At 70.2% G+C, this 20,545-nt stretch carries 17 protein-coding genes; 10 read left to right on the forward strand and 7 right to left on the reverse strand.

Annotation, left to right across the window (positions count from 1 at the left end; translation table 11 throughout):
- The 6 genes from EPN29_13260 to EPN29_13285 form a co-directional block, all read right to left on the reverse strand.
- Positions 1-204 (reverse strand): DUF222 domain-containing protein (locus EPN29_13260; GenBank protein ID TAN31393.1); only part of this gene is annotated, 204 nt, incomplete at its 3' end.
- A complete protein-coding gene (locus EPN29_13265) occupies positions 138-899 on the reverse strand; it encodes a DUF222 domain-containing protein (protein ID TAN31394.1) in 762 nt (253 codons plus the stop codon). The genes EPN29_13260 and EPN29_13265, both read right to left, overlap by 67 nt.
- A 181-nt stretch (positions 900-1,080) precedes the next feature.
- Positions 1,081-1,728 (reverse strand): DUF72 domain-containing protein, encoded by a 648-nt coding sequence (locus EPN29_13270; GenBank protein ID TAN31395.1) that lies wholly within the window; start codon positions 1,726-1,728, stop codon positions 1,081-1,083.
- Between the two features lie 90 nt (positions 1,729-1,818).
- Positions 1,819-2,910, reverse strand: a complete 1,092-nt coding sequence (rlmN, locus tag EPN29_13275; protein TAN31396.1) for a 23S rRNA (adenine(2503)-C(2))-methyltransferase RlmN — start codon at positions 2,908-2,910, stop codon at positions 1,819-1,821.
- A gap of 5 nt (positions 2,911-2,915) precedes the next feature.
- Positions 2,916-3,902: an MBL fold metallo-hydrolase gene (locus EPN29_13280; protein TAN31397.1), complete on the reverse strand. Its 987-nt coding sequence runs from the start codon at positions 3,900-3,902 to the stop codon at positions 2,916-2,918.
- Positions 3,903-4,481: 579 nt separating this feature from the next.
- Positions 4,482-8,507 (reverse strand): GAF domain-containing protein, encoded by a 4,026-nt coding sequence (locus tag EPN29_13285; GenBank protein TAN31398.1) that lies wholly within the window; start codon positions 8,505-8,507, stop codon positions 4,482-4,484.
- Between EPN29_13285 and EPN29_13290 the strand changes: the two genes are divergently transcribed.
- The 9 genes from EPN29_13290 (at position 8,507) to EPN29_13330 (ending at position 17,929) form a co-directional block, all read left to right on the forward strand.
- Positions 8,507-8,971: a response regulator gene (locus tag EPN29_13290; GenBank protein TAN31399.1), complete on the forward strand. Its 465-nt coding sequence runs from the start codon at positions 8,507-8,509 to the stop codon at positions 8,969-8,971. The two genes, EPN29_13285 and EPN29_13290, sit on opposite strands and share 1 nt — an antisense overlap.
- A gap of 243 nt (positions 8,972-9,214) precedes the next feature.
- Entirely contained in the window at positions 9,215-10,018 is an 804-nt protein-coding gene (locus EPN29_13295) for a response regulator transcription factor (GenBank protein ID TAN31400.1), read from the forward strand.
- Positions 10,011-11,195, forward strand: a complete 1,185-nt coding sequence (locus tag EPN29_13300; protein TAN31401.1) for an amidohydrolase — start codon at positions 10,011-10,013, stop codon at positions 11,193-11,195. The genes EPN29_13295 and EPN29_13300 overlap by 8 nt, the downstream gene beginning before the upstream one ends.
- A 6-nt stretch (positions 11,196-11,201) precedes the next feature.
- Complete coding sequence (locus EPN29_13305; GenBank protein ID TAN31402.1) at positions 11,202-11,774, forward strand: hypothetical protein; 573 nt, start codon at positions 11,202-11,204, stop codon at positions 11,772-11,774.
- Positions 11,771-13,879, forward strand: coding sequence for an AAA family ATPase (locus EPN29_13310; GenBank protein TAN31403.1), 2,109 nt, complete (start codon positions 11,771-11,773; stop codon positions 13,877-13,879). The genes EPN29_13305 and EPN29_13310 overlap by 4 nt, the downstream gene beginning before the upstream one ends.
- A 131-nt stretch (positions 13,880-14,010) precedes the next feature.
- Positions 14,011-14,715 carry a hypothetical protein gene (locus EPN29_13315; GenBank protein ID TAN31439.1) on the forward strand — a complete coding sequence of 235 codons (705 nt, stop codon included), beginning with the start codon at positions 14,011-14,013 and terminating at the stop codon, positions 14,713-14,715.
- Positions 14,716-14,719: 4 nt separating this feature from the next.
- A complete protein-coding gene (locus EPN29_13320; GenBank protein ID TAN31404.1) occupies positions 14,720-15,832 on the forward strand; it encodes a PDZ domain-containing protein in 1,113 nt (370 codons plus the stop codon).
- A 64-nt stretch (positions 15,833-15,896) separates the two neighbouring features.
- The gene (locus EPN29_13325) at positions 15,897-16,595 is read left to right on the forward strand and encodes a MerR family transcriptional regulator (GenBank protein ID TAN31405.1); all 699 of its coding nucleotides are present in this window, start codon (positions 15,897-15,899) and stop codon (positions 16,593-16,595) included.
- Positions 16,592-17,929, forward strand: coding sequence for an isochorismate synthase (locus EPN29_13330; GenBank protein TAN31406.1), 1,338 nt, complete (start codon positions 16,592-16,594; stop codon positions 17,927-17,929). The genes EPN29_13325 and EPN29_13330 overlap by 4 nt, the downstream gene beginning before the upstream one ends.
- Before the next feature lie 52 nt (positions 17,930-17,981).
- On the opposite strand, the gene menD is transcribed toward EPN29_13330, so the two are convergent.
- Complete coding sequence (gene menD, locus EPN29_13335) at positions 17,982-19,661, reverse strand: 2-succinyl-5-enolpyruvyl-6-hydroxy-3-cyclohexene-1-carboxylic-acid synthase (protein ID TAN31407.1); 1,680 nt, start codon at positions 19,659-19,661, stop codon at positions 17,982-17,984.
- Between menD and EPN29_13340 the strand changes: the two genes are divergently transcribed.
- The gene (locus EPN29_13340) at positions 19,646-20,536 is read left to right on the forward strand and encodes an alpha/beta fold hydrolase (GenBank protein TAN31408.1); all 891 of its coding nucleotides are present in this window, start codon (positions 19,646-19,648) and stop codon (positions 20,534-20,536) included. The two genes, menD and EPN29_13340, sit on opposite strands and share 16 nt — an antisense overlap.
- Positions 20,537-20,545: the final 9 nt, after the last annotated feature.

Raw genomic sequence — 20,545 nt, forward strand, 5'->3', positions numbered from 1 at the left:
CGAGCCGGCGAGCAGGACGCGGGAGATGGCGGCGTCGCAGGCCAGGCGCTCCACCGTCCGGGTGGAGATCGGCAGCGAGAGCTCGAGGTCGGCCGCGGGGGCGCCGAGCTCGTTCTTCAGCCCCTCCAGCGTGGTCGTCAGGGTGAGGTGCGGCCTGACCCCGTTGCGTCGCGGCAGCGCTCGTCCATGGCGTGCCCCACACACTCGACCAGGGCGTCCGCCATCCGCTGGCGGTGGCTGCGCTCGTCGTCCGGGCCCAGCCGCTTGGCCAGGGCCTCCAGCGCCGTGCGCAGCGCCGCTCCGCCTTCGGGGTCGAGCACGCCCTCGATGGCGTGCATGCCGTCGGCCATCAGGCTGACGTGCAGGCGGCGGCGGCTGTAGTCCTCTTCCGCCTGGTTGAAGAAGCCGTCGGGGTCGGCGACATGGCGGGCGTAGCGGCAGAGAAAGCGCAGGCTGGAGACGGAGTGCCGGCGCGCCAGCTCCAGCATCTCTTCTTCGTCGAAGAGCTCGTGCTTGTCGTCGAGCTGCTGGCGCAGGTGGCAGAGCAGGGCCGTCGACTGGTAGCCGATCTCCCCCGAGCCGAGGGCTTGGGCGACTTTGGGTAGCGACTCCAGCTGCTCACCGACGCAGAGTCGGTCGGCGGCGGAGGTGGCGGACATGGCGCAGGTCCGGCTCAGCCAGGCGACGGCGGAGACGCTGCCGCCCTCCAGATGCTCGCCCGACTCCTGGAGGCGGCGGGCTTCGGCGGCGAACTCGCCCTCCAAGGCGTCGATCAGGCCGCGCAGGCCCTTGGCGTCGACGCGGCGCTCGTCGCGGCGCTGGAATTTGCGCACCGCGAGCGCCAGTTCCTCAAGGTCTGTGCCCCCAACCCCCAACATACGGACCATGCTACCAAACATCCGTTTGGGGTGTCAAGCAACTGAAGGCTGTAAATCAGTAACAAAATCTCTCTCGCGCGGTGGTAGCCAGCCCGCGCCCCTCACCCTCGCCCTCTCCCCGGAGGGGAGAGGGGGTCATCCTTCCCCACCGACATAGCTTGTGGGCCTCCGAGCCCCACGCGCACGCCCTCTTCCCAGTCCTTCAGCCGCCGCGCGTCTCGGCTACTCGGGGATCGGACAGGTTAGCCGCCACGAGGCGCAGCACGCGGCGCGCCAGCGACGGCGATTCCGGATCGTGCTTGAAGTAGACGTGGACCTCGTCGTGCGAGGCGACCGCGGATCTCAGCTCCGCGAGCCACGGCCGCAGCGATGCTGTGGTGTAGCCCCGCCGCAGCCGGAAGTAGGCGGCCGGACCGAGGTCGACGAGCGGCGCGCGGGGCCACTTCTCCTCATCGGTGACGACCAGCGCGCTCCCATGGGCGCGGAGGACGCGATACGTCTGGTCGTGAAACCAGGACTCATGGCGGAACTCCGCCGCGGCCGGCCGGCCGAGCGCGCCCAGCAGCGAGTCGAGAAGCTCGACGTTGAGCTGTCGCGCCGGCGGGAACTGCAGCAGGATCGGACCGAGCCGCTCGCCGAGCGGCGCCACGCGCTCGCCGAAGAGCCGCGCCAGGCCGACACGATCGAAGCCTTCCGCCGAGTACGTCAGGCCGCGGTTGGCCTTCATGCAAAACCGAAAGCCCGGCTCGGTCGTGGCGGCCCACCTCACCAGGGTCGGCTCCGGCGGGGTTCGATAGAAGCTGCCGTTCAGCTCGACGCCGTTGAGCCGCTCCGAGTAGTAGGCGAGCATCTTCGAGCCGGCAAGGCCGGCCGGATAGAAATCACCCCGCCAGCCCTGGTAGCTGAAACCGGAAGTGCCGGCGTACAGCGCGCCGATGGTTCAGAGCGCGCCCTGCGCGTGCCCGGCTGAGGTGGCCACCGCCTGCCGGCTGCGCATGACCCGCTCATGCAGCTGGCCGCAGGCGGCGTCGGCCTCGCGGCCGCGTGTGTCGCGCACGGTGACGTTCAATCCCTGCGCCTCCACCATCTCCTTGAAGCGCCGGATCGACGGGCGGTCGGGGGCACGATAGGGCGTGCCTTCAACCGGGTTGAACGGGATGAGGTTCACATGCGCGAGCTTGCGGCGCAGCAGTCCACCGAGCTCCTTCGCGTCTCGCTCGGTGTCGTTGACTCCCGCCAGCAGCACCCACTCGTAGCTGACCCGCCGGCCCGTCTTCGCCCCGTAGCCCTGTGCCGCCTCCACCAGGTCGCCCACCGGGTACTTGCGATTGATGGGCACCAGCACGTCACGCAGCTCGTCACGAGCGGCGTGTAGCGAGATCGCGAGCGTCACCGGCAGCTTCTCATCACCGAGCTGCGTGATGCGCGGGATGAGGCCGCTCGTCGAGACGACGATCCGCCGCGGACTGATGCCGAGCAGGTCCGGGTCGGCGAGGCGGCGCACGGATTCGATGACCGACTGGTAGTTCGCCATCGGCTCGCCCATGCCCATGAACACCACATGCGACAGCCGCCGGCCTTCGCTCGCCAGCAGCCGTGCGGCGTCGACCGCCTGCTCCACGATTTCGTGGGCCTTGAGGTTGCGGCCGAAGGGAAACTTGCCGGTGGCGCAAAACGGACATCCGATCGGGCAGCCGGCCTGCGAAGAGATGCACAGGGTCGAGCGATCCGCGTAGCGCATGACGACGGCCTCCACCGAATGGCCGCCATCGAGCTCGAACAGCGTCTTGGAGGTGAGCCCGCGCTCCGCTTGGCTGAACGCGATCGGGCGCAGCGAGGTGGCGCGAAAGTCGCGGTCGAGCGCGAGCCGGAGTTGCTTGGGCACGTCATGCATCGAGGCGAAAGATGTCGCGCCCCGCGCCAGCCAGCCCCAAACCTGGCGCCGGCGGTAGGCAGGTGCGTCCTGGGCGGCGAGCCAGGACTCCAGGTCTGCCGCCGGCAACGCAAGCATCGGCGGCCGCGGATCGATCACGCCGCCTACGATACCGTCGGTTCGTAGACCTCTTCGCCACCGGTGCCGCGAACGCGCACGGCGCCGTCGTCGACCAGCTTGCGGAGATGCGCCCGCAGCGTCATCTCCGCCGCCACCCTCAGCCTGTCCTCGAGCTCGGTCCCGTACACGCGCCGGGTCAGCTCATGCGCGGTGCCCCGCCCTCGCCTGATCTCGGCGAGCACCTGCGCCTCCCTCTCCAGCCGGTGAGCGCGGTAGCCGGCGATCTTTGCCATGGCGCCGGTCACCGGGTCCCAGTGGCCTGGGAACAGCATCCGGGGCTTGAGCTCGGCCAGCCTGTCGAGCGAGCGCAGGTAGGCGGCCACGTCGCCCTCCGGGTAGGTGACCATCGAGCTGCCGCGCCCCAGTATCAGATCGCCGGTGAACATCGCGCCGTCGCCCGCGAGCCAGAAGCACAGGTGGTCGGCGCTGTGGCCGGGGGTGTGAAGCGCGGTCACGTTGAGCGTGCCGACTCGCACGACGTCGCCGTCACCAAGCTCCGGGTAACGGCGGACCGAAGCGTGATGGGGCCTGGCGAAACGCTCCGCGAGCGGCAGGTGATCGGGATGCGAATGAGTCACCAGGACGACGCCGACGGTCGCGCCGGCGAGCTTCTGGTTGAGAGCCTGCAGGTGGCGGTCGTCGTCAGGGCCCGGGTCGATGACCGCCACCACCGGGCCCGCCTCGACGATCCAGGTGTTGGTCCCGGGCCCGGTGTACGGTCCGGCGTTGGGCGCCACCACCCGGCGTACCGCGGTCAACGGAGGGGTTGGGCCGGCAGGTAGATGTCGGCGCGATCCCGGCGGCTCGAATCGAGCCAGCCATCGAGATGCGTATCGACGATGAGCCGCAGGAGCGGCTCGCCCATCTCCGGCATGGCCAGGGGCCGACGCTCGCCGGTGGCCTCCAGGCTGACCTTCCACCACGAGCCGACCGGTTCGGCCGCGATGACGACTCCCTGTCCGCCCAGCCATTCCCGCGCCCGGGTGAAGGCCTCGACCAGCGCCGGCTCCGAGCCGGTCACCACGGCCTCCGGCGGCAGGTCCCGCCCCCCGCTGGGCAGAGCGAGGTTGAGCACCGCTCCGAGCACGACCCCACGAGCGCCGTCCTTGGGTTGGATGGCGGCGGCCTCCACCGCCGCGGCGCGCCGGCCGACCTCCTGCGCCTGCTCGAAGACCGCCTCCAGCAGCTCGGGCCGGCCGAACGCGGCCTGCCGGGCCGATTCCTGGAGCGCCAGGACAGCCGACCGCAGCTTGTGGCCGAGGCGTCCCAGTACGTAGTCGCGGTGCTGCTCGCCAAGCCGCTGGCCGAGCTCGGCGCAGCGGCGCGCCAGCGCGAGGCCGCCACGCTCCCCCCAGCCGACAAGGCGGCCGTTCAGGACCAGCGGCTCCCACGGTCCGCCGGGCGGCGGAAACTCGACATCAGCGGGTCCGTGGCGGAGGCGGTCGGGGATCGACTCCATCCCGCCGCCAACCCTCACCCACAGCGGCGCGGCGGCGTTCATGGAAGGCCTAACGTTAGTGGTTGGAAGACCCGGCAGGAAGCGGTGCCTCTCAGGGGCGGACTCGTGCGGGAACCGTGAACTTGAAGGTCGTCCCCCTGCGGTCGCTCGAGGCGACCCAGATGCGACCGCCGAACGAGCGCTCGACCACCAGCCGGCACAGGTAGAGCCCAAGGCCCAGGCCGCCCTGTGATCGGCTGCGGCCTGCCGGTCCTGTCTTCTCGAACAGGCTGTCCAGGCCCGCGGCCGGAAGCCCCTGGCCGCGGTCGGCCACCGTGATCTCGAGCCAGCCGCGCTGCGCCAGGCGGGCCTCGACCATCACCGGCTCGGAGGTGTACTCGAGAGCGTTGCCGATCAGGTTGGTGAGCACCTGCCCGAGATGAGCCGGCTCGCAGAACGCCGCGGGCAGATCGGGCGGGAGACTGACCTCGACCGCGGCCGACCGTTCCGCGTAGCGGTGCTGGAGGATGCTCATCACACCGTCGACGGCCGGCCCGAGATCGACCGGCTCCGGGCTCGGCTCGAAGTGGCGCGTCTCGAGCTTGGCGATGATCAGCTGGCTCTCGACCAGGCTGAGCAACCGGTCGGACGACTCGTAGGCCTCCTGCAGGAGCTCGCGGCGGCCGGTCGCGTCGATGGTGCTGTCCCATTGCATCATGCCCGCCAGCGTGTTCTTCATCGCCGCCGCCGGACTGCGGACCTCGTGGCCGATGGCGCGAAGCATCAGGTCTTTGGCTTCGAGCGCCAGGCGCTGCGCGGTCACGTCCTCGTGCAGCGTGAGGATGCCCGCGGGCTCGCCCTCCAGTCCAGGAATGACGACGCGGCGCACGTGGACCGTGCGGTCCGGGTCGTGCATGCGCAGCTCGAGGGTCCCGTCGGACTCGCCCTCCTCGTTCGGAACGGCGCCGGCGGCGGCGTAGATCTCCGCCGGTTTCCGGCCCGGCATCTCAGCCGCCCGCAGGCTGTAGATCGACTCGACCTCGGGATTGGCGTACACGATCCGGCCGGCCGCGTCTTCCAGCATCACGCCAACCGGCGAATGGCGGAGGATCGCGTTCATCATCCGCCGCTCGCGGTCCAGGGCGTCGACCAGCTCGAGCTGGCCGATGAGCACCGCGGCCTGGCCGGCCAGGACCGCGGCCAGGCGCCTGGTCTCGGCGGCGCCGCCGGTCATCCGCGCCACCAGCAGGCCGGCTAATCGCCCCTCGACCTGGATCGGAATGGCGAAGGCATCGGGGGGAGCGCCGAGCAGGTCGAGGAGAGCTCGGAGCCGCCGGCCGCCGGCCGGCGAGGCCAGCGCGCGCAGCAGCTGCTCGCCGTCGGCGACCGGGACCCTCGGCACCGCCTCTCCATCGTCCGAGCGGCGTACCAGCTGGCCGTCCTCGAGCAGCCAGAGCTCACCCTGCGAGCCGGCGAGCGCGCGGCGGACCAACCGCGCCATCTCCGAGCGCGCGCGGTCCGGCTCGGTGGGGGTGAGCTGGGTGAACGCGGCCACGGCCTCCAACGTGCGGATGCGCCCGCGCGTCTCCGCGACCAGCCGGGAGTTCTCGATCGCGACGGCCGCGTGGCGCGCGAAGTCCAGGGCCGCGGAGCTGGGTTCGGCCAGATGCGTCGAAGCGTGGACCGAACCGATCGCGCCGACGAGGCGGTCGCCATACCAGAGCGGGATCAGGCTCCAGGCCTGGCCGTCCGCGGTGCCGCTCATGAGCCCCGCGGGCGCGTCGCGCCAGCTGTCCTCCGAGCTCAGGCCGGACCATGAGAAGACTTCTTGGGCCGCCGGGTCGCCGCTGCCTCGGGTGGCGCTGATTCGACCCTCGGTGTCGAACGCCCAGCAGACCGCGCCCGCGCACTCGAGCATCGTCCTGGCCTGGTCGGCGATGTTCGCGACCACGCTCATGAGCTCGTGGCCGGCGAGCGCCGCGAGCTCCTGGATGCGGACGGACTGGGCCAGCGCCAGCTCGTTGGCGTGGTGGAGGCGCATCGTGCGCAGCGCAATGCCGACCACCGGCGCGGCGGCTTCGAGCAGTTTGAGACGCGCCTGCAGGATCCGGCGACCGTCGTTGCGCATCGCCATCACGCCGGCGACCACGCGCTCATCCTGGGCGATCGGGACCCACACCACGTGGCTCGGAGCGTCCGAGAAGATGTAGCTGCCGATCGGCCCGGCGAGGTCCTCACCGCCGGCCGCTTCGGCCTCCAGCACGGTCCCCGGCCGCTCGATCAACCGGCGGAAGAAAGGCTCCTCGGCGATCGGCACGGGGCCGACGGCAGCCGTCTCACCTCCGCGCTCGGCCGCAAAGGCGGCCACGTTGCCGGCCACGTCCAGGTAGGCGAGGACCATGCGCGTCGCCTCCAGGTAATCGCTGACCACGGAGAAGATCGCCTCGGCGATCTGGCGCTCGTCGGACGCCCCGGCCACGCCCATCTCCAGCAGGTGGAGCGCTTCGAGTCGCGCCCGCTCCGCCTGCGCCTCGCTGAAGTTGTCCGCATTGGCGAGCGCCAGGCTCACGTGCGCGGCGACGTCCTGGAGCAGCTTCACGTGCCAGTCGTCGAACGCGCTTTCGCTATATGACTGCAGGGACAGCATGGCGGTGATTCGCTCCCCGCTCAGCACCGGCACCCACAGGAACGAACGTGAGACGAGGCGGCGGTCGGTCCCAGGGCCGGAGACGAAGACGGCGGCGCCCCGACCCACCGTCCACTGCTCGCGCTGCAGGTCTTTATGGTCGAAGGTGCGCGCCCACGGGGAGTTGCGAACCAGCACCGGCCGGCCGGTCTCGTACGCCTCACGGGAGGGCCCCGTCACGGCCAGGGCCACCGGGGGCACGACCTCCTCGATGCCGCCCACGTGCTGGTAGCCCTCGGCGACCGGCCCGTCGGCGGTCTGGGTGATGGTGGCGAGGATGAAGCCGTCGAAGCTGAGGAAGGAGGCCAGCTCCTCGCGCAGCGTCCGCATGATCGACCAGCGGTCCAGGCTCGAAGCGAGCCGGCGACCGATGGAGTTGACCACCTCGAGGCGGCGCCTCTGATCCTCGATGGCCTCGTAGCTGCGCGCGTTCCGCAGCGCGAGCGTGACCTCGTCGGACACCAGTTCCATGAAGGCGGCCGTCGACGCTTCATAGACGTACGGCTTCGAGGCTGTGATGCCGAGGGCGCCGCGCACCACGCCGCCTTCCTTGACCGGGACCCAGAGCGACGAGTTCGGTTCATGGGTGAGGCGGGGAGTCGAATCACGCACCACCAAGCGCGCTTGGGCGAGTTGTGGTGAGCGCATCGAGACCCCAAGCGAGGTCGGCTCCGAATCGGCTTCGACGTGAAGCAGGCGCGCCTGGTCGGCCTGGTCGCCCGGCATCGAGACCAGCTCCAGGCTGTCGACCGGCAGGAGCTCGCTGAGGGTCGTCTGCAGCGCCACCAGGACGCTCGCCTCGTCCAGGGTCGAGGCCATCGCCCGGGCGATGCTGTTGAGCGCACCGAGTCGCCGCGCCTGGTTGCGCGTGAGCTCGTTGAGCGAAGCGTTGGCGATCAGGATCCCGAGGCTGCGATGGACCTCCTCGAGGAACGCGACCTCCGTCGGCGCCACGCGGCGGTTGCGATACGCCTGGTAGATGACGCTGCCGATGACCTCCCCCTGGTGCTCGACCGGGATCCAGATCGCAAACTTGGTGTCGCGCCCGGCCCCCGGGCCCTTGCTCATCTCCTGTCGCTTGGGGTCGAGGGGAATGACGGTGCTGCGCGGGCTCGCGTACTGGCGAGCGAACACCGAACCGCTGAGCGGGCGCCGGCGGAGATCCTGAAGGACGCCGGAGTCCATGGTCAGCGAGTGATACCAACCCTCGCGCTCCAGCACGTGCAGGTTGACGACGTCGTATCCGAAAAGGGGATGGAGTCCGCGGTACAGGACCTGGACGATGTCGGCTTCGGTGACGCAGCTCCCGAGCTCGTGCGCGACCGCCGCCGGCGTCAACGTGTTCGACCGCCGGGCGGCGACCGGCCTGACCGGCCGGCCCCCGGGTGCCGGGCTCTCCGGCGCCCTGGACCGTGCGCTGCGCCTAACGTGCCGCGGGCCGGGGCTGGGCATTGCCACCGATATACTGCGCCACGAACCCCTTGCCGTTCACCCCGCCGAAACCGATCGCACCGACGCCGAAAGAGCTGCGCGGCTCCACGGTCCTCGTGGTCGACGATGAGCGTGCTTGGCGCGTGATCCTGGAGACCGATCTACGCATGCTCGGCTACAAGGTCTCGATGGCCGAGGATGCCGACCAGGCGCTCGAGCGCGCCCAGTCCGACAGCCCGGATGTCGCCATCATCGACCTGATGCTGCCCGAGCCGATGGACGGGTGGGGCCTGTTGAACGAATTGCGCGCGCGCGGGCAGAAGGTGCCGGTCATCTTCTACACCGCGTACCCCGTCTTCCCCTCCGGGACCGATGACCCGGACGTGGTCGGCTACATGAGCAAGGCGGTCGACCGCGCCGACCTGTATGCGCTGTTGCCGGCGGCGATCCGGCGCTCGCGGGAGCGCCGGATTGATGGTTCCTAGCCGATGCCTACCAGGACCAGGCGAAGACGCCGTCCGCGAAGTTGGCGCCCGACGCCAGGGCCAAAGCACTCACCACCAGCAACGCGAAGGCTACCCTCTGGACTTTGAGTTTCCAGGTCATCCCCATATTACCCCTTTGTTTTTCCAATTTGAGCCAGACCCGGCAGGGAGTATGCACCGGGTCCTTCGAATCTGAGTGTTCAGACCACGTCAAAAAGCGTTAAAAATAATGTAGGACAGATCTTGGAAAATCCGAGCCCTAAGGGCGGATCGAGAGCCCATTCCCGAAATCGTGATCTGCGGCTGCCGCCGCTGCCGCCCGGCCTGGAGGTCTACCGTCCGGCCGACGTCCTCGGTTCGTCGGTGCTGGTGGTCGAAGACGAGGCGGCGATGCGGCAGCAGCTTCGCATCGACCTGCACGACCTCGGCTACCAACCCTCCACCTCGGCCTCCGCCCCCGAGGCCCGGCAACTCCTGGAGCGAGAGCGGGTCGCCGCCGTGCTCCTCGACCTGGTCCTGGACGAAAGCGAGGACTCTGGGTTCGAGCTGCTCAAGTGGATCCGCCACCACCATCCCGGCCTGCCGGTCATCGTGCTGTCGGCGGCGCAGGTCAACTCGGCGGCCATCCGCAAGGCCTACGAGCTGGGCGCGAGCTCCTACTTCGTCAAGGGCAACGTGCCCATGGCCCACATCTACTCCGACCTGGCGGCGCGCCTGGTCGAGCGGGGCACCGGCCGCCCCGGCAGCTACCGGTTCGGCCGCCTGGAGTTCGATCCGACCCGCCGGACGGTGAAACTTGGGCCCGAGGAGATCCACCTGACCCAGCAGCAAACCGCGCTGGTCCTGCACCTCGCCCAGGGTTCCAAGCCGGCGACCGCTCGCGACCTCATCGAAGCGGGCCTGTTCCAAAGCCACGCCGCCCACTCGACCGTGCATTCGGCGCTGCTGACCTTGAGGCGCCGGCTGGACGAGCTGGAGCCCGGCCTGGGTCCGAGCTTCGTCAGAGCGTCCGCGCGCGGATACGGCCTGGCTCCCGTGCATGACTGAAGATCCGGCGTCGATGGCCCAGCCGAGCCGCTCCGTGCTCGACGAGGTGATCGAGCTGCGACGACACTTCCACCAGCACCCCGAGGTGAGCTTCAGCGAGCACGCCACCAGCGCGAAGCTGGGCGAGCGGCTCCGAGAGCTCGGCCTCGAGCTGCGGCCCTGCCCGACCGAGACGGGCGTCGTCGCCGTGCTCGACAGCGGGCGGCCGGGCAAGACGGTGATGCTCCGGGCCGACATCGACGCCCTGCCGATTCACGAAGCCTCCGGCGTGCCGTTCGAGTCGCGTGCGGACGGGCGCATGCACGCCTGCGGCCACGACGCTCACATGGCGATCATGGTCGGCGCCGCGCGGACCCTCGCCGAGGGCGTCTCGGAGCTCGCCGGCCGCTACCTTTTCGTCTTCCAGCCGGCCGAGGAGATCGTGAGCGGGGCCAAGGCGATGATCGCGCGCGGCCTGCTCGACGACTTTCACCCCGACTCGGTCATCGGCCTCCACGTGACCAGCTTCATGGAGTCGGGAACCGTCATCTCCCGGCCGGGCCTGATGTGGGCCGGTTCCGATGCTTTCGAGATCAACATCGGTGGGCCTGGCGGGCACGGCGGGATGATGGGCCGACGCGGCAACGTCCTGGCCGCGCAGGCCTTCTTCGTCGAGCGCCTGCACACAGTGGTCGAGGGTCTCGAAGAGGATGGCGTCCAGTGCCACACCACCATCGGCAACATCAGCACCGACGGCGCGTGGAACATCGTGCCGCGAGGCGTCCTCGTCCAGGGCAGCCTGCGCACCTTCACCGCGCCGCTGCGTGAGCAGGCGCTGGGCCGCCTGCGCGATCTCCTGCATGAGACGGACACCGAGTTCGACGTACACTCGACGCTGGGGCTGGTTCACGGGACGGTACCGTTGATGAACGAGCCGAATATCACGCGCACGGTGCTCGACGTCGGCCGTTCGCTCATCGGCGATAGGGCCAGCGTCCTGGGGCGTCCGCTCACGGTCAGCGACGACGTGGCGGAGTTCCTGACCCGGATCCCAGGCTGCTACTTCATGCTCGGCGCGATGCCCGCGGGCGGACCGCCGCCCGCCCACCACTCACCTGGGTTTCGCATCGACGAGGACGCGTTCGCGGTCGGCGTCAGGGTTCTGGCGGGAGCGGCGTCAAGGCTCGCGGCGGAGTAGTCACCGGTGCTACTGCTGGGGGTTGTCCTAGTCGGTCTTGGCGCCGGCATCGCCACCGGCGGGCGGATCGGCAACCTGGCCAACATGAGATTTCGCTGGCCGTTCTTCGTCCTGGCCGTGCTGTTGATCAGAGAGGCCGCCGTCACCAGCCCGCTCAACCGCGTCGAGGGCGTCCAGTACGTCTATACCCTGTCGCTGGCGGGCCTCGTCGGCTGGACCGTCTGGCACTTCGGTCGCCTGCCGGGCGTGTGGCTCGTGACGGCTGGAGCCGCGATGAACCTCATCGCCGTCATCGCCAACGGCGGCCGGATGCCGGTATCACTCGAGCTCGCGGGGCGCGGCTCGCACCTCCTCGTCGACCGCGGAGTGGTGGGTCAGTACGTGCTCATGGGCCCCGACACGCACCTCAACTGGCTCGCCGACTGGATCGGCCTTCCGGGCCCGCTGGTCGACGCCTACAGCCCGGGGGACCTGCTCGTGGCCGTGGGCGTCGCGCTCGTGGCTTTCCACGCCACCCGGCGGCGTCCCGAGCCCGAGCTCGGCGAAACCTCTCGACGTATAGTGAGTGACCCTCCGTGATCATCTTCTGGATCTTCACGCTGTTCGTCGGCAGTTCGGCCTTCGCCTTCGCCTATATCTACCTGCAGCTCGGCATCGCCTGGTCGATCGGGTACTCGGTGCTCGCGATGCTCGTCTGCCGCGGCCTGCTCACCATCGTGCGGCGCTGGCTGATCCTGACCGAGCGCATGTCGCCGGAGGCGAGCCAGCAGGAGAGGACCGTCGAGACGAACCGCGCCATCTTCTGGCGCCGCATCCTCTGGATCGCGATCCTGCTCGGCGCCTACTTCGGCGGCGCATATCAGTTCTACGCGCTGCAACCGGCCGACGCCCTCGACGCGCTTCCCCAGTTCCTGCTGGCGCTGGTCACGCAGCTCGCGTATCTGTTCGCGCTGATGCTGGCGAACTTCATGCTCTTTTTCGGCCCGATGCTCCTTTACTCGCGCATGGGTCGCGAGACGATCGAGCCGGGGGACGCCAACTTCGACGTCAAGATCGAGGACGTCCGCGGCCAGAAGGCGGCGGTCGGCGAGATGATGCGCATGCTCAGGCTCATCGAGCAGGGGCGCAACTACGTGCAGGCCGGCGGCAAGCGAGAACGCGGCGTGCTCATGGTCGGACCGCCGGGCACCGGGAAGACGATGCTCGCCAAGGCGATCGCATCGACCCTGCACGTGCCCATCGTCGTCACCTCGGGCGCCGCTTTCGCCGGCATGTTCATCGGCATGGACGTGCTCGGGGTTTTCATGATGGTGCGCACGGCCAAGGCCAAGGCGAAGCGCTGGGGCGGCTGCGCCATCTTCATCGACGAGTTCGACGCGCTGGGCAACCGCCGCGGCGGGATGGGTGGTGGCGGCGGGCCGATGGGCGGCCTGGGCGGAATGCTCGGCGGCGGCCAGATGGGTCTGAACATGCTGCTCGTGCAGATGGACGGCGTGGACAACCCTGGCTTCTTCAAGAAGCTGGTGCGGCGAATGGTCAACGTGACCCTCGACGGGCTGTTCCTGCCACGCGTGGTCGCGTTCAACGGGACGCGAATTCCCCTCCGCCTCCCCCAGCTGCGTCCGCCCCGCTACAACATCTTTTTCATGGGGGCCACGAACCGGCCCTCCGTCCTCGACGAAGCGGTCACGCGCCCGGGACGCTTCGGCCGCACGATCACCTTTCGCATCCCCACGCGCGAGAGTCGCAAGGACATCGCGGCGCTCTACTTCGACAAGAAGGCGCACGACCCCGACCTCGACTCGGCCGAGCGGCGTGACGAGTTCGCGCGCATCACCGAGGGCTATTCGCCGGCGATGATCGAGCAGGCCCTTTCGCTCGCCCTGGTCTATGCGTTCGAAGACGGCCGCAAGGCGTTCGCCTGGAAGGACATGCGCGAGGCGATGGGCAACATCGAAGCCGGCCTGGCGGAGCCGGTGGAGTACACCGAGCGGGACAAGGTCGCGGTCGCGCGCCACGAGCTCGGCCACGCCGTCGCCGCCCGCTTCTACGAGTCCGACCGCAGCTCGGTCCGTCTCTCCATCCGGATGCGCTCGGGCTCGCTCGGTCACCACTACAACGTCCCGAAGGAGGAGCAGTTCGTCCGCTTCCGCTCGCAGCTCGCGGGGCGATTGCGTTCGGGCCTGGGGGCGATCGCCGCCGAGCGCGTCTTCTACGGTGAGAACTCTTCGGGCGTGAGCATGGACCTGATCCAGACCACCAGCACGGCGGCACACATGGTCGGCGTGTACGGCATGGGACCCGAGCCGCTGGAGCCTCAGCTGTCCCGCAAGGCGGCCGACATCGGCGAGTACCTCATCTCACAGGTCGAGGCGATGCAGCAGTTGCAGGATCCCGACCCGGCCGCCGCCGTGCTGCGCAACCCGCATGCACGCCGCTCGGTGGCGCAGGTGATGGGCGCCGCCTACATCGACGCCTGGCGGCTCATGTACACCAACCGTGAAGCCATCGACCTCGCGGCGGAGGCCCTGATGGCACAGGGCGAGCTGGTCGGCGACGAGGTCGACGGCCTGCTCGACTCGGTCGGGCTGCACCCGGTGGACGAGAGCGTCCCCTACCCGGAGGACGCGCCCGCCGTGCCCACGGTCCCCGGCCGGCCGGCGATCGCGGCGGAGTCGGCCTGATTCGAGTCGCAGCCGCGGCGGTGGTCGCGGTGCTCCTGGCGGCGCCCGCGCGCGCGGTCGAGGCGCAGGATCCGGGCACGGCCCCCAACGCGCACCACGAAGCCGCGCGCATCGTCGCCGCCGAGCTGGCGATGACCCAGGCCTCGAGCCGGATGCAGGCCATCGCGGCGCAGCAGCCCTCGAGCGTCATCGACGGCTTACGCAAGGAGCTGGCGATGGAAGACGCGGCATACGCCTATCGCGCCGCGGCGCGGCAGGAGGAGCTGAGGCTCTACGAGCTGGCGGGTTACGCGAGCGTGGAGGCGGCCGTGGAGCCGCTGCTGCCGCCTGACGTGGCCGCGCCGTTCCAGGATTCCATCGCGGCGCTGCATTCGCTGTACGCCCTCGCGGGCATCGATCAGTACTACCTGGTCAACGTCCATTTCATCCATCCCTACACGGACGCCAGGCCGGTGAGCGCGCTGCGCTCGTATTACCTCGAGGCGCAGCAGCGGTACGGCGTGGATGCGAGCTACCTCGCCTCCATCAACTTCATCGAGAGCAACTTCGGACGGGTCAACGGGCCGTCGTCGGCGGGCGCCCTTGGACCGATGCAGTTCCTACCCGGCACGTGGGCTGGCTATGGCGAGGGTGGGAACGTGAACGACCCGCACGACGCCATCCTGGCCGCCGCCCGCTACCTGGTCCACTACGGCGCTCCGTATAACATGCGCCAGGCCATCTGGCACTACAACCTCGACTACGACTACGTTGACGCGGTGGAGTTCTTCGCCCGCGCCTTCCGCGCTGATCCCACGTGGCTCGACCACATGTATTACTGGAACACCTACGGATGAGCCGATGAGAGCCTTGCGCCTGATCGCTCCCGTGCTGGCGCTCTTGCTCGCCGGCGCCTGCACCATCCATCCGATGGGCAGCGCTCGCCCGTCGCCGAGCCCAAGTCCGAGCGGGACCCCCATCAGCATCCCCGTCGTCAGCCCGGCTCCGATCCCCGCGTCGGGAACGTTCGACCCCGCCCATGTGGTGCAGGTCCTCGGGCCCGCGGTCGCCGAGCTGATCGTCAGCAGGAATGGCGGCGGCGGCGGCATCGGCAGCGGCTTCGTGATCGCGCGGCAGAACGGCGTGAGCTACCTGGTGACCAACAACCACGTCGTCGCCGACGCCACCAGGGTCGTGGTGTTGATGCCGGACGGGCGCCACTTCACCGCCACGGTCCAGGGCACCGACCCGATACAGGACATCGCCGTCGTCAAGGTGAGCGATGGGTCGCTGCCCCTGGCGCAGTTCGGCGACTCGACCAAGCTGGTCGCCGGCCAGCAGGTGGTCGCCATCGGCAGCCCCCTCGGCAACCAGAGCTCAGTCACGGCGGGCATCATCTCCGCACTTCACCGCAGCATCTCGGCCGGCGGCGGCGGCGGCACGCCCGCCGAGGACCTGCCCGATGTGATGCAGACCGATGCCGCCATCAACCCGGGCAACTCCGGCGGCCCGCTGGCGGACGCCGGCGGCAACGTGATCGGAGTCAACACCGCCACCAATGCGGGCGGTCAGGGGATCGGCTACGCGATCCCCAGCCTCATCGCCAAGCGCATTGCCGAAGACCTGATCGCGGGACGCAAGCCCGGCCATCCGTACATCGGCGTCTGCTATCAGCCAGAGGACGCCTATCTCGCCGCCGGCAAGGACGTCCAGGGCTACGGCGTCCTGGTCACGACCGCGCTGCCCGGCACGCCCGCGGACAGGGCCGGGCTGCGCTCGGGTGACCTCATCGAGAAGGTCGATGGCGTCGACCTGATCAATGGCCAGACCCTGGGCGGGGCGATCCAGCCCCACGGCCCCGGCGAAACCGTGCAGCTCACGGTCGCGCGGGGCGGCAGCACGACCACGATCCCGCTGACCCTGGGAGACCGCACCGCCGCCGCCGGCGCGGGCGCCTGCCCGACGACCCCCTGAACGGGAGCGAAGGCGTCTCGCCTCTTGGGTCAGGGGGAGACATCGTTTATGCGAGTATCCACTCATGGAGTATCGGATCGAACAATTGGCTCGCGCCGCCGGCGTGGCCGTGGACACGATTCGCTTCTACCAGGGGAAGGGGTTGCTCGCGGCGCCGCGGCGCGACGGACGGGTCACCTGGTACGGCGACGAGCACCTGGAGCGGCTGCGACGCATCAAGAAGCTCCAGCAGCAGGGCTTCACCCTGACGGTGATCCAGCGCTTTCTCGCCGGCGAGCTGGAGCCCTCGGACGAAGCGCTGGTGGCGGCGGTCACGCGGCCGGCCGCGCCGCAGACCCTCACCTTGAGCGAGCTCGCCGAGCGCAGCGGCGTGGCCGCGCCTTTGCTCCTGAGCCTCGAGCAAGCCGGGCTGCTGGTCCCGCGCGAAGGCGGCGATGAACCGCTGTACCCGGCAGACGACCTGGAGGCGATCGCCGCGGGGATGCGGCTGATCGCGGCCGGCGTTCCTTTCGGCGCGCTGATGGATCTAGGCAAGGACTACTCGGCCGCGGTCGACCGCACCGCCCGGCAGGCGGTCGACCTGTTCGACCATCACGTGCGCGAGCGCATCCAGGCGGAGGGCGGAGCGGCCGAGGCCGCCGAACGCAGGCTTCTCGAGCTGTTCAACGAGCTCCTGGACGCGAGCGGCACCCTGGTGCGGCACCACTTTCAGCGCACGCTGCTGCGCGCGGCGCGCGAGCACATTGAAAGGAGGGGCCGTTGATCACCGCCGCCCCCGTCCGTTCATGGGAGCTGGATCGCACGCCGGACCTGGTCGACCTCGTCAGCGCCGCGCGCGACGCGGGGCGCGAGGTGCTGCTCGTCGAGCGGCCGATGCCCGACGCGGTCAGCGTGGCGGCTCTCGGCCGCGCGTTCGACCTGGTCGCCGCCCCGGGCGGAGTGGCGCTCGAGGATGCGGTGGGCAAGGTCAGCGACTTCGAAGCCGGTGAGGACCGCCTCCTCGCCGCATCCCGCCTGTGGCGCAGGCTGAGCAGCTCTCTGGGCGGCGCCGGCTCGGGCGCGCTCGGCGCGGGACCGATCGCCGTCGGTGGCTTTGCCTACCGGCCAGATCGCGAGCCGGGCGGGCCGTGGTCGGGTTTTCCGGCCCTGCTGTTTCGCGTGCCCGAGCTGGCGGTCACACGGGTGCGCGGCCGGACGTTCGCCACCGCGACGGCGCCGGGTGCGGAGGCGCTGCTCGAGCTGGCCGCCCCGGGCGTGCGTGCGCCCGCCGCTCGAAAGCTGGGCGTGACTCCCGTCCGCAACCCCGTGGCGTGGACGGCGGCGGTCGAAACCGCGGCGGCCCGGCTTCGTGCCGGCGACGCCGCCAAGGTCGTGCTCGCGCGCGAGGTCATGGCGCGCGGCGACGGCGTGGTCTCCGCGGGCATGGTCGCGCGCGCCCTCCGCGCCGCCTATCCGTCGTGCTTCACGTACCTCGTCACGGGCGCGGACGGCACCGCCTTCGCGGGGGCGTCCCCGGAGCTGCTGGTACGGCGATCGGGCGGCCGGGCGGTCGCGCAGCCGATGGCCGGGTCGGTCGCGCGTGGGGCGACCGAAGCCGAGGACGATCGGCTCGCCCGCCAGCTCGAAGAGAGCGCCAAGGATGCCGACGAGCATCGCCTGGTGTCGGAGTTCGTCGTCGATGCCCTGCGGCCGCTCGCGCGCTCGGTGACGGCGCGCCCGCCGGAGGTGGTCAGGTTCACCAACATCCAGCATCTCGCCACCACGGTCACAGCCGACCTCGACGAGCCCGCCGCGGACGTCCTCGAGCTGGCCGCCGCCCTCCACCCCACTCCCGCCGTCGGCGGCTGGCCCCGAGCCGCGGCTGACGCGCTCATCGACGAGCTCGAAGGCATGGAGCGTGGTTGGTACGCGGGCGCGGTCGGTTGGATGGACGGGCGGGGCGACGGCGAGCTGGCGGTGGCGTTGCGATGCGGCCTTTTGTGGGAGGACGGGGCACGGCTTTACGCCGGTGTCGGCGTGATGCCGGACTCGGATCCCGCGCGCGAGCTGGAGGAGACGGAGCTGAAGTTCAAGGCCTTGCTCGCGGCCCTGGTCTGAGGAGACCGCGCGTGTGGGCTCCCCTGGTCTGACTTGGGACTCCCCCGACGAGCTAGACGCGAAGGGCCGCAGCGGCCGATTCCCAGCACAGCCGGTGTCCGTTGACGCTGTCCTCGCGCTTGAACCGGACGACGACCATGGTCGGGGTGGGCGCCGCGATCGCGTCGGCGATCGCCGGCTCGAGGCCTGAGCGGTCGGTGACCGGGCTGTAGACAAGGCCGTAGAGGCGCGCGACCTGGGAGAGGTCCAGGCTGAGCGGCGTCGCGAACAGCTCTTCGAACACGTCCTGGTGCTGCGCCTGCGGCAAGAAGTTGAAGACGCCGCCGCCGTCGTTGTCGCACACGACCAACGTCGCGCGCAGCCCGTGTCGCTGCATCGCCCACAGGCCGTTCATGTCGTGGTAGAGAGAGAGGTCGCCGAGCAGCAGCACGGTCGGGACGTGGCCGCGTCCGGCGGCCATTCCAAGCCCCGTGGACACCAGGCCGTCGATGCCGCTCGCGCCACGATTGCCGAAGAAGCGCTGCTGCGTCCTGGCCTGCGGCCAGAAACTGTCGGCGGCGCGGATCGGCATGCTGGAGCCGATGAACACCTGCGCCGTCTCCGGCAGCCGGGCGCTCAGCGCGCGAACGACATGGCCTTCGTGGAGCGGGGTCGATACGAGCGCCGCCGAGATGGCGGCCGTGGCCCGCTTTCCCGCCGTCACCCACTGCTCGCGCCACGCCGGTCGCTCGGCCGGCACCAGCGCCTCCAGCAACGGCTGGGGGTCGCATGCGACCACGTTGCTGGCCACCTGATCCTGGTCGCGCCACGCGTGATCGGGGTCGATGAGAAAGGTCGGCGCTGACGCCGCTGCCAGCCAGGCGTTGAGGGCCCGGGACGTGGGCGTGGCGCCCAGGCGGATGACGAGGTCGGGCCCGTGCTGCAGCGACCAGCCGGCGCGAAGGAGGGCTTCGTAAGACTCGATCGACGCTCCCGTCTCCGGCCGCCGCAGCTGCGAGGTCGGCTCGGCCAGCACCGGCAGGCCAAGGCGGTGCAGAGACGAAGCCAGGCGCTCACCATCGCGCATCTCGCCGGCCACCACCAGCGGCCGCTGTGCGCGCTGCAGCGCCGATGCCAGGATCGCCACCTGGCCCGGCGTCGGCAGAGGCCGACCGCCGCTCATCGATTGGCCGGGCGACCCCAGCGGCGCCGCCACCTGGCCCGGCTCGGCGACCAGAGGCTCTCGAAAGGGAAGGTTGATGTGCACCGGCCCACCCGCGGCCGCTTCCGCATATGCCCGTGCCGCCAACCGCCGCCAAATGCGCGCGGCGCCGGGCAGCTCGACCGGCGGGCCCGGGTCGAAGAACCATCTGACCGCGCTGCCGTACAACCGCTGCTGATCGATCGCCTGATTGGCGCCCACGCCCTGCAGCTCCGGGGGCCGGTCCGCCGTGAGCACGATGAGCGGCGTGCGTGAATAGGCAGCCTCGACGACCGCCGGGTGGAACTCCGCGGCCGCCGTGCCGGAGGTGCACAGGAGGACGACCGGCTTGCCCGTCGACTTGGCCAGGCCGACGCCGAAGAACGATCCCGACCTCTCGTCGATGTGCATGAGCACCCTGATCTTGGGATGCCGCTGCAACGCCATCGCGACCGGCGCGGACCTCGAGCCAGGCGAAACGCACGCGTACTCGACACCCTGAGCCGCCAGCTCGTCAACCAAGGTGGCGGCGAAGGATTGGGTTACATCCATACGATCTGCATGTGATTCTCGAGGGTAAGGACGTCCGTTTGAGCTATTTCGTGACCGGTGAAGGCGCGCCGGTCACTCTTTTGCACGGCTTCACCCAGAGCGGGAGCAGCTGGCGGGAGGTCATCTCCAAGATGCCGGCGGGCTCGATGTGGATCGTGCCCGACCTGCGAGGCCACGGCGAGACGCGGACGCCGCCCGGCGCCCCCTGCACCCTGGACGCCTGCACCGCCGACCTCGAGATGCTCTGGGACCACCTCGGCATCGAGCGCACGCACCTGGCGGGCTACTCGATGGGCGGCCGGCTCGCGCTTCACGTTGCGGCCAGGCGGCCGCGGCGCGTCCTGTCGCTGCTCACCATCGGCGCGCACGCCGGTCTCGAGGAGGAGGCACGCGAAGGCCGGCGGCGCGGTGACGACGCGCTGGCCGGCCGGATAGAGAAGGACGGGCTCGAAGCGTTCGTCAACTACTGGAGCGGCCTGCCTCTTTTCGCCGGCCTGGAGCGGCGTGGCCCGGCGTTTGTCTCGCGCGTTCGGGCGGAACGGCTCAGCAATCACGTCGCCGGCCTTGCCGCGTCGCTGCGCGGCATGGGAGCTGGGGCCATGGAACCGCTGTGGGACGACCTCGCTCACGCCGCCTTTCCATGCACGTTCGTCGCCGGGCAGCTCGACCACGGTTACGTCGCTTCGGCCCGCCGCCTGGCGGCCACCGTGCCCAACGGGCGGGTCGAGGTCGTGCTGCGCGCCGGTCACCCGGTGCACCAGGAAAGACCCGATGCATTGGCGCGCGTGCTCGCGTCTCACCTCGCTCCCGCCGCGGCGACCGGCGCCTCGGGGGCGGCCGGTGACGACTGGTCCCCCAGCTCGACGCCGGCCTGAGTGCCCGCG

It is taken from the genome of bacterium (assembly GCA_004299235.1).
GTDB lineage: Bacteria > Chloroflexota > Dormibacteria > Dormibacterales > Dormibacteraceae > SCQL01.